At 35.3% G+C, this 16,117-nt stretch carries 11 protein-coding genes; 9 read left to right on the top strand and 2 right to left on the bottom strand.

Going from position 1 to position 16,117, the window contains the following annotated elements; all coding sequences use genetic code 11:
• Positions 1-97: 97 nt before the first annotated feature.
• The 4 genes from DXC23_RS04230 to DXC23_RS04215 all read left to right on the top strand — a co-directional run bounded on the left by DXC23_RS04230 (position 98) and on the right by DXC23_RS04215 (position 4,516).
• A complete protein-coding gene (locus DXC23_RS04230; RefSeq protein WP_117705067.1) occupies positions 98-1,822 on the top strand; it encodes an ABC transporter ATP-binding protein/permease in 1,725 nt (574 codons plus the stop codon).
• A 3-nt stretch (positions 1,823-1,825) separates the two neighbouring features.
• On the top strand, positions 1,826-3,484 hold the full coding sequence (cydC, locus tag DXC23_RS04225) for a thiol reductant ABC exporter subunit CydC (RefSeq protein ID WP_117704910.1): 1,659 nt from the start codon (positions 1,826-1,828) through the stop codon (positions 3,482-3,484).
• The gene (locus DXC23_RS04220) at positions 3,484-3,843 is read left to right on the top strand and encodes a nitrous oxide-stimulated promoter family protein (RefSeq protein WP_117704909.1); all 360 of its coding nucleotides are present in this window, start codon (positions 3,484-3,486) and stop codon (positions 3,841-3,843) included. The genes cydC and DXC23_RS04220 overlap by 1 nt, the downstream gene beginning before the upstream one ends.
• Before the next feature lie 292 nt (positions 3,844-4,135).
• Entirely contained in the window at positions 4,136-4,516 is a 381-nt protein-coding gene (locus DXC23_RS04215) for a YbaN family protein (RefSeq protein WP_117704908.1), read from the top strand.
• 105 nt (positions 4,517-4,621) lie between these two features.
• Here the strand turns inward: DXC23_RS04215 and DXC23_RS12400 are convergent, their stop codons facing one another.
• Both DXC23_RS12400 and DXC23_RS04205 read right to left on the bottom strand, forming a co-directional pair.
• The gene (locus DXC23_RS12400; RefSeq protein ID WP_158552432.1) at positions 4,622-5,335 is read right to left on the bottom strand and encodes a GHKL domain-containing protein; all 714 of its coding nucleotides are present in this window, start codon (positions 5,333-5,335) and stop codon (positions 4,622-4,624) included.
• Between the two features lie 617 nt (positions 5,336-5,952).
• Entirely contained in the window at positions 5,953-6,642 is a 690-nt protein-coding gene (locus DXC23_RS04205) for a LytTR family DNA-binding domain-containing protein (protein ID WP_117704906.1), read from the bottom strand.
• Between the two features lie 225 nt (positions 6,643-6,867).
• Here DXC23_RS04205 and DXC23_RS04200 point away from each other — a divergent pair, with 225 nt between their 5' ends.
• From DXC23_RS04200 to DXC23_RS04180, 5 genes are all read left to right on the top strand, one after another.
• Positions 6,868-8,178, top strand: a complete 1,311-nt coding sequence (locus DXC23_RS04200) for a leucine-rich repeat protein (protein ID WP_117704905.1) — start codon at positions 6,868-6,870, stop codon at positions 8,176-8,178.
• Between the two features lie 14 nt (positions 8,179-8,192).
• Positions 8,193-10,175: a leucine-rich repeat protein gene (locus DXC23_RS04195; protein ID WP_117704904.1), complete on the top strand. Its 1,983-nt coding sequence runs from the start codon at positions 8,193-8,195 to the stop codon at positions 10,173-10,175.
• 14 nt (positions 10,176-10,189) lie between these two features.
• Positions 10,190-11,224 carry a leucine-rich repeat protein gene (locus tag DXC23_RS04190; protein WP_117704903.1) on the top strand — a complete coding sequence of 345 codons (1,035 nt, stop codon included), beginning with the start codon at positions 10,190-10,192 and terminating at the stop codon, positions 11,222-11,224.
• 33 nt (positions 11,225-11,257) lie between these two features.
• A complete protein-coding gene (locus tag DXC23_RS04185) occupies positions 11,258-15,205 on the top strand; it encodes a leucine-rich repeat protein (RefSeq protein ID WP_117704902.1) in 3,948 nt (1,315 codons plus the stop codon).
• A gap of 200 nt (positions 15,206-15,405) precedes the next feature.
• Positions 15,406-16,026, top strand: coding sequence for a TetR/AcrR family transcriptional regulator (locus DXC23_RS04180; RefSeq protein WP_117704901.1), 621 nt, complete (start codon positions 15,406-15,408; stop codon positions 16,024-16,026).
• Positions 16,027-16,117 lie beyond the last annotated feature (91 nt).

Raw genomic sequence — 16,117 nt, 5'->3', positions numbered from 1 at the left:
CACTTTTTATCGCTAAACATAATTTCCACTTGAAAAAATTGCAGATTTGTGGTTTAATAAGTTAGTTAAAACTAATTAAAAAGGTGGTATGCTTATGATGATAAATAAACGGCTTATTGCAACAGTCGCAGAAAGCAAAAAATATATTGCAGGCAATGTGGCGAGCCAATGGGTTTCACTCTGCTCCAATGTTGTAATTATGGGCAGTATCGCAGCCTTTGTGGGCAAACTTGCCTATGCAAAACCGCAGGCAGGCGATATTGTTTTTCTTGTCGCTGTAATTTTATTGTGCGTGGCTGTGCAATTTGTATGCACTAAAATTTCCTCAAAAATGAGCTTTCTCTCTTCAAAGGAAGTTAAGCAAAAGCTGAGAAGTCTTATTTTTGAAAAGGTGCTGAGGCTCGGAGCATCGTACAACGAAAAAGTAAAAACCTCGGAAATCGTGCAGGTGTCGGTAGAGGGTGTAGAACAGCTTGAAACCTACTTTGGCGCATATCTTCCGCAGTTCTTTTATGCAATGATAGCGCCGCTTACATTGTTTATCGTAACCTGTTTTGTAAATGTTCTGTCGGCAGTTGTACTGCTTGTGTGTGTGCCGCTTATTCCCGTTGCGATTGCCGCCGTACAAACATGGGCGAAAAAATTACTCTCAAAGTATTGGGGTCAGTACACTGCCTTGGGTGATACTTTCCTCGAAAATTTGCAGGGACTTACAACTCTCAAAATTTACAAGTCCGATAAATTTAAAAATGACGAGATGAATATAGAGGCTGAAAAGTTCAGAAAAATAACAATGAAAGTCCTCACTATGCAGTTAAATTCAATTACAATTATGGATCTGATTGCATACGGCGGTGCGGCTGTCGGAATGATTCTTGCCGTAACGCAGTTTGCAGGCGGTCACATTGATATTTCGGGCTGTCTTTTTATAATACTTCTCTCGGCAGATTTCTTTATTCCAATGCGCCGGCTCGGCAGCTTTTTCCACATAGCAATGAATGGTATGGCGGCAAGCGATAAAATCTTTAATCTTCTTGATATTAAAGAAGAAAATTCCGCAAAAGAAAAAATCACAGATAATACCGACATTGAATGTAATAACCTCAGCTTTTCGTATGATGAAAGCAGAGAGATTTTGCATGGTGTAAATATGAGCTTTAAAAAGGGCAGTTTTACAGCTGTTGTAGGCAAAAGCGGCTGCGGTAAATCTACTGTTGCCTCAATTCTTACAGGAAAGAATAAAGGCTTTGGCGGCAGTGTGACGATTGGCGGTATTTCTATAAAAGAAATAAACGAAAACAGCCTGATGAAATCTATTACATATATCGGTCACAACAGCTATATTTTTAAGGGTACGGTGAGGGAGAACCTTTTAATGGCGGCGAATGTTAAAGACGAAGAGCTTTGGCGGGTGCTTGAGCAGGTTAATCTCGCAAACTTTTTAAAGAGCGAAAACGGACTCGATACCTTTATTAATGAAAAGGCAAGCAATATTTCGGGCGGTCAGCGCCAGCGACTTGCGCTTGCAAGAGCATTACTGCACAACAGCGACATATATATCTTTGACGAGGCAACCTCAAACATAGATATTGAGAGCGAAAACGATATAATGGAGCAGATTATTAAACTTGCCAAAACCAGAACAGTTATTCTTATTTCGCACAGGCTTGCAAATGTTGTGAATGCCGACAATATCTATGTAATGCAGGACGGAAACATAATAGAAAGCGGAGCACACACAGAGCTTTTGAAAAACAACAGCGTGTACGCAAATCTTTATAATTCGCAAATTCAGCTTGAAAACTACACAAAGGGGGTGTGAGCAATGAAAAAGAGAAGTAACTTAAACATTATGTTCAGACTTTCGGCACTTGTAAAGCCGCTCGCAGGCTTTATGGCGCTTGCAATAGCAATGGGCATAATCGGTAATTTGTGCGCCGCCTTTATAACAATACTCGGCGGATACGCTATCCTTGATGCGCTCAATATTTCTACGGGTATTTCAATGCTCACCACCTTTATTCTTGCAGGTGTATTTGCACTTTTGCGTGGTGTTTTAAGGTACGCAGAGCAGGCGAGCAATCACTACATAGCCTTTAAATTGCTTGCGCTTATCCGAGATAAAGTGTTCATAGCCTTGCGCAGACTTTGCCCGGCAAAGCTTGAGGGAAAGGACAAGGGCAACCTTATTTCAATCATAACCTCAGACATTGAATTGCTTGAGGTATTCTATGCCCACACAATTTCTCCGATTGCAATAGCTGTTATCTTTTGCATTATTATGGTTGTGTTTATCGGCTCGTACAGTGTAATTCTCGGTATGCTCGCACTTGCGGCATATATCACTGTCGGGGTAATAGTGCCGGTTGCGGTTTCAAAGAGCAGTGGCAGTGACGGCGAAAAATTCCGCAAAAAATCGGGCGAGCTAAGCGCCTTTGTGCTTGACAGCCTGTACGGCATTTCGGAGTTAATTCAGTTTGGCGGCGGAAAAAATCGTGCGCAAAAGATGAATGAAAAAACCGAAGAACTGCTTGCAACCGAAAAGAGAATGAAACAAAAAACAGGCACAAGTACGGCTGTAACCAATACTGTAATCTTTGCTTTTGATATTATGCTGTTAGTTGCGGCGGCACTTCTGTATCAAAAAGATATGGTGGGTCTTGACGGTGTAATTATCCCCGTACTTGCACTTATGAGCTCGTTTGGCCCTGTTGTGTCGCTCGCAAACCTTGGCAGTACATTGCAGAATACATTTGCGGCAGGCAACAGAGTGCTTAATATTCTTGACGAGTCGCCTGTTGTTGAGGAGATTACAGGGAAGAAAGATATTGATTTTAATGGCGCAAAGGCGGAGAATGTTACCTTTGCGTATGGCGATGAGGTAATACTTGACAATGTATCGGTTGATATTAAAGAAAATACCGTTGTCGGAATTACAGGCAAGAGCGGCAGTGGCAAGTCAACCTTGCTAAAGCTGTTGATGAGATTTTGGCAGGTGCAAAAGGGTGATATTAAAATTTCAGACGCAAGCATAGAGGATATAAACACCTCGAATTTACGGGATATAGAAAGCTATGTTACGCAGGATACCCACCTTTTCCACGACAGCATTAAGAATAATCTCAGAATTGCAAAGCTTGACGCAACAGATGAGGAAATTGTTAATGCCTGCAAAAAAGCCTCTGTTCACGATTTTATTATGAGCCTGGCAAACGGTTACGATACCATGGTAGGAGAACTCGGCGACACTCTGTCGGGCGGCGAAAAGCAAAGAATAGGACTTGCAAGGGCGTTTTTGCACAATGCGCCGCTTATGCTCCTTGACGAACCTACAAGCAACCTCGACAGCCTTAACGAGGCGGTTATTCTTAAATCGCTTAATGAGGAAAGAGAAAATAAAACCGTAGTGCTTGTATCGCACAGAGAGTCAACAATGAAGATTGCCGACACCGTTTATTGCGTGGAGAACGGGAGGACAAGCTGATGAGCAGAAAACTCGGTGTTGACGAAAAAAGGGAAAGAGAAAAGCAGGTCGTTTCCAAAATGATTGACCTGTACTGCCATAAAAAGCATAAGACCAAGGGCGAGATTTGCGCCGACTGCAAGGCTTTAAAGGATTATGCTCAGCTTAGGAGCAGTAAATGCCCTTTTATGGAAACCAAAACCTTTTGCTCAAACTGCAAGGTGCATTGCTACAAGCCGCAAATGCGTGAAAAGATAAGAGAGGTTATGCGTTTTTCAGGCCCGAGAATGATTTTTTATCACCCTGTTATGGCGGTCAGCCACCTTATAGAGAGCGGCAAAGAGAAAAAACAGCTTGCAAATCTCGCAAATAAAGACTGATTTTATAATAATGGCTTTTTATCAAAAGTTGGGTTAAGAACGAATTTATCAAGTTTTCCCCTCACATAGGGGAAAACTTTAAAGTATGCTAAAATTTTTAAGACAGCATCATTCCCATTATATTTATTATAGAACCATATTTAACTAAGGCGGTGCGGCGGCTTTGCTTATGCACCGTACCGCCGCATAAAAACAAGCAATAATATACCTGAAAGTTAGCCAAAGCTAACTTTGCAATAACATATCGGCTTTAATGCTTTATGCAAAAATTATTAAATTCGGAGGAAAGAAGATGAAAATAAAAAGAATATTATTTTTAGTTTTAGGCTGTATATCGCTTGCACTCGGTTGTGTGGGAATAGTATTGCCGATTTTGCCGACAGTGCCGTTCTTTTTGGCAACTGTGTTCTGCTTTGCAAATTCATCGCAAAGATTGCATAATTGGTTTGTTAATACAAAAATGTATAAAAAGAACCTTGAGTCATTTGTAAACAAAAAGGGAATGACCACAAAAACAAAGGTAAAAATCATAACTTCGGTCACTGTACTTATGACATTCGGCTTTGTGCTAATGCTGATAAAGGGCATACTCGTCCCTTGCATACTTTTAGCAACAGTATGGCTTTGCCACCTGGTTTATTTTATATTCTTTGTAAAAACGATTTCGGAATGAAATTAAGTCAAAAAGTAAATTGAGCAAAATAAAACAAATCCGTTTCATAAGGCTAATTTATTGTTAGTTTAGAAAACGGGTTTGTTAGTTATATAATGTATTTATTTAGATTTTTAGTAATGTAACTATTGTAAAAGTATTATCTTTGCAGCTTATCGTAACATCGCCAGAGTAAGATTTGGCGATGTTTTTTAATATTTCAATACCGAGTCCATGGTGGTTTGGCTTTGTCGAAGTTAGATTTTCAGTATCTTTGGGAATATTAGTGTCGCAATAGTTTATACATTTTACAACAAAATTATTGCTTTTAATTTGCGCAGAAAGAATAATAAATGCTTTAGATTTATCTTTTGCAGCTATGCAGGCCTCAGTCGCATTGTCAATTATATTTGTGAACATTCTGCAAAGGTCAGTGCTTTTGATATTTATATTATTCGGAATATTCAGATTGCAGGAAAACTCAATGTTGTTGGATTTAATTTTATCGTATTTGTTTATTATAATGATATTTACCAATTCGTTTTCGCAAAATTTTCTGATTTTATTATTTTCGAGTGTATCTGTTAATTCTTGAATTACCACTTTTGCCTGCTCTTTGTTTGTGCTTTCGTTACCGTCGACCAATGTTTTCATAACCGTAACCATATTGCTTATATCATGGTTTATTTTTCTTGTTTCTGCGATATTTGTTTTCAGTTTGTTATAGTAATCAAGTTCCAACACATTTTTTAAATTAGAAAGCTCCAAAGCCTCTTTCAATTCGTGATTTTCTGAATTTACAAGCAATATCTTGTATAGAGCTATGTCTCCGATAATCATACATATAATTGTTCCAAAAATAAAAATCCATAATGTAATATTGGCACTTGTAAGTTCGAAATTGTTATTATTGTATACCGATATTGCTATGGCTGAACTGCACATGAGTTGTGAAATAATAATAATATCAAATTGCCACATTTTTGATGAATAATTTTTGTTTTTGAGATTTTTATTGAAAAGTTTTTTGCATATTACAAGGAAAATCCAAAGTACCAGAATTGCGACAAAATTGCTGCAAGCATTTGCAACCTTATCATAACGCAAAGAAAAGCCAATAAATGTAAACAGTGCCATTACAGTAATTTCAGTTATGCACATTGAAGCAAGAAAAAGAACATAAGCAATTGTTTTTTGAGATATTTTATTGCTGAAACATACATAGAATAAGACTGCTAACATACCAAATATAATAATTGGTTTAAACGGATTTCGATTGATTTCTTCATTTATTCGAGATAAAAAGGAGATAACCATTGTTAAGACAACGAACATTGTGAGTATTATTTTATAGATAGGCTTGTCCTTTTTCAAATTGAGCATTTGTAGCGGAAATTGAAGAAATGTAACTGTTGTAATCAGGTCTAATATAGTTTGACAAACAAGTAACATATTGCTTATCCTCCCAAATTCATAAGATATAGGTTCTTAGCCTCTTTAGCATAAGAATTGCTTATCGGGACAATTATTTCGTTTATAAGAGTGAATTGCCCGATTTCATGTGATTTTACATAATTTATATTTACAATGTAGCTTTGGTGACACCTTATGAAAAAATCCGGAAGTTCTTCGGAAAACTCGGAAAGCTTTTTGTAGCAACGGAAGGTTTCACTTTCAGTGATTATTTCGCAAATTCGCTTTGAGCTTTGAATGTAAAAAATTTTATCTGTGGGGATAATATATTCCTTAAAATCATATGAGATTTTTAACTTTGCTTTTTTCTTTTTATAATTATTCTCAATCTGCTTTATAAAAAAGTTTAAGACATTGTACTGAATTGGTTTTTCAAGAAATCCCTGAGGATTTATATTATCAAAAATATCGTTGTAATATGTATTTCCGTAGCCTGTTATGAAGATAATCTGAACATTCGGATTAATATTTTTTACATCTTTTGAAAGAGCAATTCCATTGTCATTACCCAAAATAATATCAATAATAAGCAAGTCAATGTTGTGATTTTTTACAATGTCAATAGTATCAGTACGATTTGAGGAAATAAATGTTTTGTAATTGAATTTATTGCAAATATAATCTGATAAACTTTTGCTAATTAATATATCATCGTCACATATCAAAACATTCATGCGCTTTCACTCCCTAAACAAATTAATTATGCAATAAGTATATCATATTTGAATAGAAAATAAAAGAATTTATTTATTTTTGTAGAAATATGTAAAAAATAATACATTTAATGTAACAATTGATTGAAACAATACATTGTAAATATTGTATAATTATTAATGAGCAGATTTAATATTTGTGTAAATAAAATTAATATTTTATTATTTTTCTAAGGAGAGATTGTAATGAAAAAAACAAAAAGAATAACAGCAATAATATTATCAGCATTAATGACCGTAAGTGCATTTTCGGCTTTATCTGTAAGTGCGGCTACTGTTGACAGCAATGCACCTGTTGTTTCGGCAGATGATAATTTAGTAAGTGGAGATTTTAAATACTCTGTTCTTGATGACGGTACAGTTGAAATTGCTAAGTATTTGGGTAGTGATACAGATGTTTCCATACCTGAAAAAATTGACGGAAAAGTAGTATCAAGCATAGGTAGTTGGACATTTTATGATTGCACAAGTCTGACAAGCATAACCATTCCGGACAGCGTTACAAGCATAAGCGATGATGCTTTTAGCAACTGTGAAAATTTGACCGATATTACAATCCCAGACAGCGTTACGAGCATAGGTTCGAGAGCATTTTACGGTTGTAAAAGTCTGACAAGCATAACCATTCCGGACAGCGTTACAAATATTGGTGACGATGCTTTTTGCTTCTGTGAAAATTTGACCGATATTACAATTCCAAACAGTGTAACCTACATTGGAGTTAGGGCATTTTGCAATACAGGCATTACAAGCATTGTAGTACCTGATAGTGTAAGCAACTTAGGTGGGGGAGCTTTTTCGGGATGTGAAAAGTTAAAAACAGCTAAACTTCCAAAATCACTTAATGTAATTCCCGATAACTTGTTCTCTCAGTGTTACGAATTAGAAAATGTAAATATTCCGAATACGGTAACTAAGATTGATACACAGGCATTTCAGGACTGTGAAAAATTAAGTAAAGTAAATCTTCCGTCATCACTTAAAGAGATTGGAATATATGCATTTAACGGATGCACAAGTCTTACAAATATTAATATTCCGGATAATTTAGAAATTGTAGGCGCAATGTCTTTTTGCGATTGTAGTTTAACACAAATTACTTTGCCAAAAAGCGTAACTGAAATTAATGAATACGCATTGGGCTATAATGACTTATATCCTAATAGTATGTACTTTGAGGCATCTAAAATTGCTGATTTTAAAATTTACGGCTACAAAAATACAGCTGCAGAAAAATATGCACAAGATAATGAATTTGAATTTATTGCATTGGATGATGAAGTCGTTACAGGAGACTCAAACCAAGACGGTATAGTAAATGTAAACGATGTTACATATTTGCAAAGACATCTTGCCGGCAGCTTAAATACAGACGGTTCGGCTCTTATTGACGAAACAAGCAAAGCATTATTTGACTGCTTGGATTTGAATAAGGACGGCAAGCTCACCGTTGCAGATGTTACTGCTTTACAAATTTATATTTCAGAAAATAACTGATAGGAGAGATTACAATGAAAAATACAAAAAGAATAACAGCCGTAATACTGTCTGCACTTATGATGACAAGTGCTTTTTCTGCATTGCCCGTAAGTGCGGCTGTGAGTGAAAGTAATATTTCGTCTGTTTCGGCAAATGATACTTTTGTAACAAGCGGTGACTATGAATACTCATTACTTGATGATGGTACAGTTGAGATATCTAAGTATGTGGGTAATGATAGTGATGTAACTATTCCTGAAGAGATTGACGGGAAAAAGGTTACGAGTATTGGTGAATGGGCTTTTGAGTCTTGTACAGAAATAACTACTGTAAACATTTCTAATGGTGTAATTATTATCAAAGAAGGTGCTTTTTCTTATTGTGAAAATCTTAAAAGCATAATTATTCCAAACACTGTTACTGAAATTGGATATAGTATTTTTAGTCAATGTGAAAATTTAACTAATGTAATGATTTCAAACGGTATCGAATGGATTCCAAATAATGCATTTTATAGATGTAAAAATCTTGCAAATATATCAATCCCCGCCGGTGTTACTGAAATTGACAGTGGAGCTTTTTCAGAATGCGAAAGTCTTGCAAGTATATCCATACCGGATAGTGTGATTAATATATTTAGTGGCGCTTTTGAAAATTGTTTAAATCTTACTGATATTACAATACCAAAGAATGTTGCGTTAATTGGTTGGAATGCTTTTAAAAACTGTAGTAACCTTTCTAATATAAGATTTTTGAATACTGATAATATTAAATATATTGGAAGTGATGCTTTTAAAGAAACAAAATGGTATAATAATCAACCAAATGGTGTTATATATATAGGGAAAATGGCACATACATATAAAGGGAATATGCCTGAAAATGCAAAAATTGAATTAAAACAAGGAACAACAAATATCGGAATCTGTGCTTTTTATGACTGTAAAAATCTTTTAAGTATTAGTATTCCAAACAGTGTAACAATTATTTCCAGAGCTGCATTTACAGGTTGCACAGGTTTAAAAAATATTGTTATACCAAATGGTGTTCAAGAAATTGGTACCTATGCTTTTTCTGATTGTTCAAACTTAACAAATATTACTATACCAAATAGTGTTAAAGAAATTGGAGAATATGTTTTTTCAAATTGTAAAAATTTAAAAAGTGTTACAATTCCAGATGATATAATAACTATAGGTGCAGGCACATTTAAAAATTGTAGCACCCTTACAAATGTTACCATTCCCAAAAAAGTACTTTATATTAACAGTGATACTTTTATGGGTTGTATGAATCTAAAAAGTGTAATGATTCCTAAAAATGTAGTAAAAATTCTTAGCTATGCTATGGGATATTATGAAGATACTGAAACAGGTAATTATATAAAAATTGATGATTTTACAATCAAGGGTTATAAAGGTACAGATGCTGAAACTTATGCAAAAGAAAATGGTTTTGAATTTATAAGTCTTGCAGATGATATAATATTTTCTGATAAATCTACAGGTATAACCGTCAGTGGTGTTATGCAAAATGATGCTGTTTTAAATGTAACTAAACTTGAAAACACATTTAAAAATTCAGTTGCAACATATGACATAACCTTGCAAAAGGACGGTGCTGTTATTCAGCCTGACGGCACAATTACTGTCAAAATTCCAAGCAATGCAGAAAATTGCAAAGTAATGTGGATAAAGGATGACGGTACAGCCGAAGATATGAACGCAAAATATACAGACGGCTGTTATGTATTTACCACAGACCACTTAAGCGTTTACGCATTGGTACTTAATAAAACAATTCTCACAGGCGACGCAAACCAAGACGGCATTGTGAATGTAAATGATGTTACATACTTGCAAATGCACATTGCAGGCAAAAAAACCACCGACGGTTCGGCTTTTATTGACGAAACAAACAAGCTGTTGTTTGACTGCATTGATATGAACAAGGACGGCAAGCTCACCGTTACAGATGTTACTGCTTTACAAATTTATATTTCAAAAAATAACTGATAGGAGAGATTACAATGAAAAATACAAAAAGAATAACAGCAATAATATTATCAGCATTAATGACCGTAAGTGCATTTTCGGCTTTATCAGTAAGTGCGGCTACTGTTGACAGCAATGCACCTGTTGCTTTGGCGGATTTCCAAAGTCAAAACGATATTAAGTGGAATATTGATTTAAACGGAACACTTCACATTAGTGGAAGCGGAATTATCAACGAAGATGAATCAGGTTATGACGAAGAAGGAATACCTTGGTATGAGGACCGTAATCGAATTAAGAAGGTTATAGTTGGTGAGGGTATTACAGGTGTTGGAAATTATGCGTTTTGGGATTGCTGTAATCTTGAAAGTATAGAAATACCGGAAAGCGTAACATATATTGGTGTGTTTTGCTTTTTGCTCGATACTAAGCTTTATAGTATAAATGTTGATAGCAACAATAAATATTACTCAAGCGTAGATGGAATTTTGCTTAATAAAGATAAAACAGAAATTGTAAAATATCCTAATAAAATGCAAAGTACTTATGACATACCAAATACCGTTACTGACATATTGCCATATGCGTTCAGAGATGATACAAATTTACAGTATATATCGTTGCCGCAAAACATAACAACAGTGGGCTACGGTGCGTTTATGGATTGCCCTAATTTGGTAAAGGTGACTTTACCAACAGAATTAACAACTATCGATTCTGACGCATTTGGATACTTGTTTAGAATGGGTGGAAATATACATGTAAATGATTTTAAAATTTACGGCTACAATAATACTGCTGCCGAAAAATATGCTCTGGATAATGGATTTGAATTTATTGCATTGGATGATGAAGCCGTTACAGGCGACTCAAACCAAGACGGCATTGTGAATGTAAATGATGTTACATACTTGCAAATGCACATTGCAGGCAAAAAAACCACCGACGGTTCGGCTTTTATTGACGAAACAAACAAGCTGTTGTTTGACTGCATTGATATGAACAAGGACGGCAAGCTCACAGTTGCAGATGTAACCGAACTTCAGATTTATATTTCAACAAAAGGCTAATTTATTTAATATTATTTTAAGGAGGAATTAACTTTGAAAAAAATATTATCAATATTACTTGCCGGAATAATTACTTTCAGTAGTATGTGGCTTATTCCTACATCAGTAAATGCCGCAGAAACTACAACGAATGTTCAAAGCAGCGGTGTTGAAAAAACCGGTGTACCATTATTTCAGGCAAATATTATAGCAAACGGTTATAACAATGATGGAGATAGTTATTATAACTTATTAAAAAGTATGCAGGATCCGCTTTACTACACTCTAACGGAGCTTATGTTAGATGATGGTGTGCTTTGTTGGACTTCAAACTTTTGGAATGCTGCATTTAATTCTGATTTTCAAAGAAATCCATCATATTTTTATGAAGTTATGCTTATGGGCTTTTTAAAATATGATCAAAAGCAGTTAGATACTTCCGGAGTTTTGAACAGTCAGGAAATGAGTTTAGCTACATCAATATATGACAAGTTAGCTGATAAATATATTGATAAATTTGAAAATCCGTCATATAAGGATTTTTTAAAACAGCTAAAAGAAATACCAAAAGATGAGTATGAAAACATTATTTCAAATATTGATGACATAAAAATAAGTAAAGAGCTATTGGGTACATTGTCATCAGGCTGCTCAAATGCTGTTGAGTTAGTTGAAGCAGTTTCTGAATATCAAGTTTTGCTTAATGCAAAATCTGAGCGCATTGAGATGTTAAAATTGGCGAAATCAAAAGTTACAGACAATGAATACTTTACAAAGGCTGTTGATGATATAATAGCACATATGGAAGAAACATCAATAGATTATGTAAGCGGTAAATTAATGGAAAAAATCTGGAATAATTTTTTGGATACAGCCTGGGACTTAATTGTAAAAGACAGTCCGATTGCTCCGATATTAGCTGCGATAGATATTGAAAAAATGACATTGGATGTATTGTTTAACTCCAGCGAAACTGCCTCAAATAATTTCAAATTACTTGTATTGTATATAGTTGATACATATTTCAGAAGTGCATTAGATAAATCGTATAACGATTATAAAAGCAACGGAACCGTTGAAAATGCAGAAATTCTTATTCAGTGTTACAAAGCATACATAGAGTATCAGGTGTATGGATTGGATTATACAAAAACCTTTATTGACGGTATTGTTGACGGCGGACCGATTCATAGCATAGTTGAGCAGATATTTTTCAAGGAAAACATAGAAAATGCCGCCGAGCTTAATAATTTTTGCGACACTCAGATAAATAACAGAAAAAAACTTCTTGAATTGTTAGAAAAATCAGCCGATAATTATTATAAATCTACCGGACTTGACGAGCTTGTTGATGCTATTCAATCAGGTGACTCGGAAGTAAATATCCCTGTTACGGGTATTTCCTTTAAAAATGCTGAAATTACTTTAAACAGTACAGAGGATATCTGTTTAATTAACGCTGATGTTTATCCTCAAAATGCTACCAATAAAAAAGTAGTGTACACAAGCTCTGACCCGTCTATACTCAGTGTTCCGTCCGACGGAGGCTTTGCCTCACAAAAGGGCAAAGGTACGGTTATTGTAACCGCAACAACAGAAGACGGCGGCTTTACCGCAACGCAGACGGTAAATGTTGGATATAACTTACCGTCTACTGTAATAGATAAAGGAGAATGTGGAGATAAAGTTTATTGGACTCTTTATAGCGACGGAAAATTATATATCTCTGGTGAGGGCGATATTGAAGATTATAATGTTGCATACAACTATAATAGTCCTTGGTATTTAAAATTAAATATAAATACTGTAAATATCTCCAACGGTATTACGAGAATTGGTGACTGCGCATTTGATGGTTTAGGTATAACAAGTATAACAATACCTGATAGTGTTACGAGCATAGGCAACGATGCTTTTGGTGATTGTGAAAATTTGACCGATATTACAATTCCTGATAGCGTTACAAGCATAGGAGAAGGAGCATTTAGAAATTGCAAAAGTCTGACAAGCATAACCATTCCGTGCAGCGTTACAAGCATAGGAGATTATACGTTTTACGGTTGTAAAAGTCTGACAAGCATAACCATTCCGTGCAGCGTTACGAGCATAGGCTACAAAGCTTTTTGCTTCTGTGAAAATTTGACCAATATTACAATTCCTGATAGCGTTACAAGCATAGGCGATGATGCATTTTATTATTGTGCAAGTCTGACAAGCATAACAATCCCTAATGGTGTTACAAGCATAGGCGATTATACGTTTTACGGTTGCACAAGTCTTACAAGCATAACCATTCCAAACAGCGTTACAAGCATAGAAAATTTTACGTTTTACGGTTGCACAAGTCTTACAAGCATAACCATTCCAAACAGCGTTACAAGCATAGGAAATTATACGTTTTACGGTTGCACAAGTCTTACAAGCATAACCATTCCAGACAGCGTTATAAGCATAGGCTGGTGTGCATTTTATGATTGCGCAAGTCTGACTAGTATAACAATACCAAATAGTATTACAAGTATTGGATTAGAGGCTTTCGATAATACACCTTGGTATGATTCTAAGCCGGATGGTATAGTATATATTGGAAAAATATTATATAGATATAAAGGCGATATGCCTGCTAATACTAATATAGTCATTCCTGATAGTGTTGCAAGCATAGGCTACAGAGCATTTTATGATTGCACAAATCTGACAAGTATAACAATTCCAAACAGCGTTACAAGCATAGAAGAAAGTGCATTTGGATGGTGCGAAGGTCTGACAAGTATAACAATTCCAAACAGTGTTACAAGCATAGAAGAAAGTGCATTTGAATGGTGCGAAGGTCTGACAAGTATAACAATTCCAAACAGTGTTACAAGCATAGAAGAAAGTGCATTTCAATGTTGCAAAGGTCTGACAAGCGTAACAATTCCGGATAGTGTTAAAAGCGTAGGCCAGAGTGCATTTGAATATTGCGAAAGTCTGACAAGCATAACCATTCCAAACAGTGTTATAAGCATAGGTTGGAGTGCATTTGAAAATTGCACAAGTTTGACAAGCATAACAATACCGGACAGTGTTACAAACATAGGTGGGAGTGCATTTGAAAATTGCACAAGTCTAGAAAATATAACCATTCCAAATAGCGTTACAAGCATAGAGAAGAAGGCATTTTATGGTTGTAAAAGTCTGACAAGCATAACAATCCCTGATTGTGTTACAAGCATAGGTAACGGAGCATTTTACGGTTGTAAAAGTCTGACAAGCATAACAATTCCGGACAGTGTTACAAGCATAGGAGAAGGAGCATTTAGAAATTGCAAAAGTCTGACAAGCATAACAATCCCTGATAGTGTTACAAGCATTGGGGAATGTGCGTTTATGTATTGCGACAATTTAACAATTTACGGTTACAAAAATACAGCTGCAGAAGAATATGCTCTTAATAATGGATTTGAATTTATAAATCTTGCTGAGGAAAGAACATTAACCGACAAAGCTACAAGCATATCAGTCAGTGGTGTGGTAAATAGTAATGCCGATTTAAATGTAAGTAAGCTGGAAAATACCTATGAAAAATCAGTTGCTACATATGACATTACTTTGCAAAAGGACGGCATAGCTATACAGCCTGACGGAGCAATAACAATAAAAATTCCAAGTGATGTAAAAGATTGCAAGGTAATGTGGCTAAAGGATGACGGCACAGCCGAAGATATGAACGCAGAATATATAGACGGATGTTATGTATTTACCACCAACCATTTGAGTGTATATGCTCTTGTTCAGAATAAGCAATATTTAAAAGGCGACGCAAACCAAGACGGCATTGTAAATGTAAACGATGTTACATATTTGCAAAGACACTTGGTTGATCAGCTAAATAATGACGGCTCGGCCTATATAGATGAAACAAACAGAGAACTCTTTAATTGTGTTGATATGAACAGCGACGGTAAGCTCACAATTTTTGATGCAACCGAGATTCAATTATACATTGCAATGGATATTTAATACAGACTGCAATATATATCCTATTATACATAACTGTTATTATAAATAATTAACAGCATATTTTTACAAGCGGTAGTTTTCAGCTATCGCTTGTTTTTTACAACAATATTTTTTAGACTGCATATTGACAAATCAATAAATTGATGTTAAGATAACAGTGTTATATAACGCTGTTATCTTTTTGTTGTGAGGTAAAGTAAATGACAGGCAATGAAGACACAAAGATAAAAATTGAAAAGGCGGCGCTTGCTGAGTTTATGGACAAAGGCTTTGCCAATGCCTCATTAAGGCAGATAGTTAAAAATGCAGGACTGACTACGGGTGCTTTTTACAAGTATTATTCTACTAAAGAATCGCTTTTTGCCGCCCTTGTTGAACCGTATGCAAACAAAATATATTCAATTTACGATGTTACATTGCAGAATTTCCAAACCTTAACGAGCGAAGAACAGCAAAAAGCAATGATAAGGGTTTCTACCGATTCTATTTCCGAAATGCTTGATTACATTTACGAGCATTATGATAATTTTAAGCTGCTGCTGTGCAAGGCAGACGGCACACCTTTTACTTCGTTTATTCATAATCTTGTTGAAAAGGAAACCGACTCAACACTTAGGTTTATTGAGGATATGAGAAACAGCGGTACAAATATTCCGAGGCTTGACAAAGACTTTGTCCATATGGTGTCAAGCGGAATGTTTTCGGCAATGTTTGAGATTGTGGCTCACGATATGGAAAAAAGCAAGGCTGTTGAGCGTGTAAAAATGCTGAAAAAGTTTTATACCGGCGGTTGGGAAAAACTTTTTGGAATTTCGTTTTAAATCAATAAAAAATTTCGTATCTACTTACTGATACGAATTTTTTTAAACAAAAAGTTAGCTCAAACTAACTGAATTTAAAGGAGAGTGAAAT

Source organism: Eubacterium sp. OM08-24 (genome assembly GCF_003438075.1).
Taxonomy (GTDB): Bacteria; Bacillota; Clostridia; order Oscillospirales; family Acutalibacteraceae; genus Ruminococcoides.
Note: the sequence above shows the minus strand (reverse complement) of the source record. Positions and strands in the feature narration are given on the sequence as shown.

Bases quoted from the DNA above. Each gene is read 5' to 3' on its own strand.
- DXC23_RS04230 (WP_117705067.1), top strand. From the start codon at position 98: ATGATAAATAAACGGCTTATTGCAACAGTCGCAGAAAGCAAAAAATAT.
- cydC (WP_117704910.1), top strand. From the start codon at position 1,826: ATGAAAAAGAGAAGTAACTTAAACATTATGTTCAGACTTTCGGCACTT.
- DXC23_RS04220 (WP_117704909.1), top strand. From the start codon at position 3,484: ATGAGCAGAAAACTCGGTGTTGACGAAAAAAGGGAAAGAGAAAAGCAG.
- DXC23_RS04215 (WP_117704908.1), top strand. From the start codon at position 4,136: ATGAAAATAAAAAGAATATTATTTTTAGTTTTAGGCTGTATATCGCTT.
- DXC23_RS12400 (WP_158552432.1), bottom strand. From the start codon at position 5,335: ATGATTATCGGAGACATAGCTCTATACAAGATATTGCTTGTAAATTCA.
- DXC23_RS04205 (WP_117704906.1), bottom strand. From the start codon at position 6,642: ATGAATGTTTTGATATGTGACGATGATATATTAATTAGCAAAAGTTTA.
- DXC23_RS04200 (WP_117704905.1), top strand. From the start codon at position 6,868: ATGAAAAAAACAAAAAGAATAACAGCAATAATATTATCAGCATTAATG.
- DXC23_RS04195 (WP_117704904.1), top strand. From the start codon at position 8,193: ATGAAAAATACAAAAAGAATAACAGCCGTAATACTGTCTGCACTTATG.
- DXC23_RS04190 (WP_117704903.1), top strand. From the start codon at position 10,190: ATGAAAAATACAAAAAGAATAACAGCAATAATATTATCAGCATTAATG.
- DXC23_RS04180 (WP_117704901.1), top strand. From the start codon at position 15,406: ATGACAGGCAATGAAGACACAAAGATAAAAATTGAAAAGGCGGCGCTT.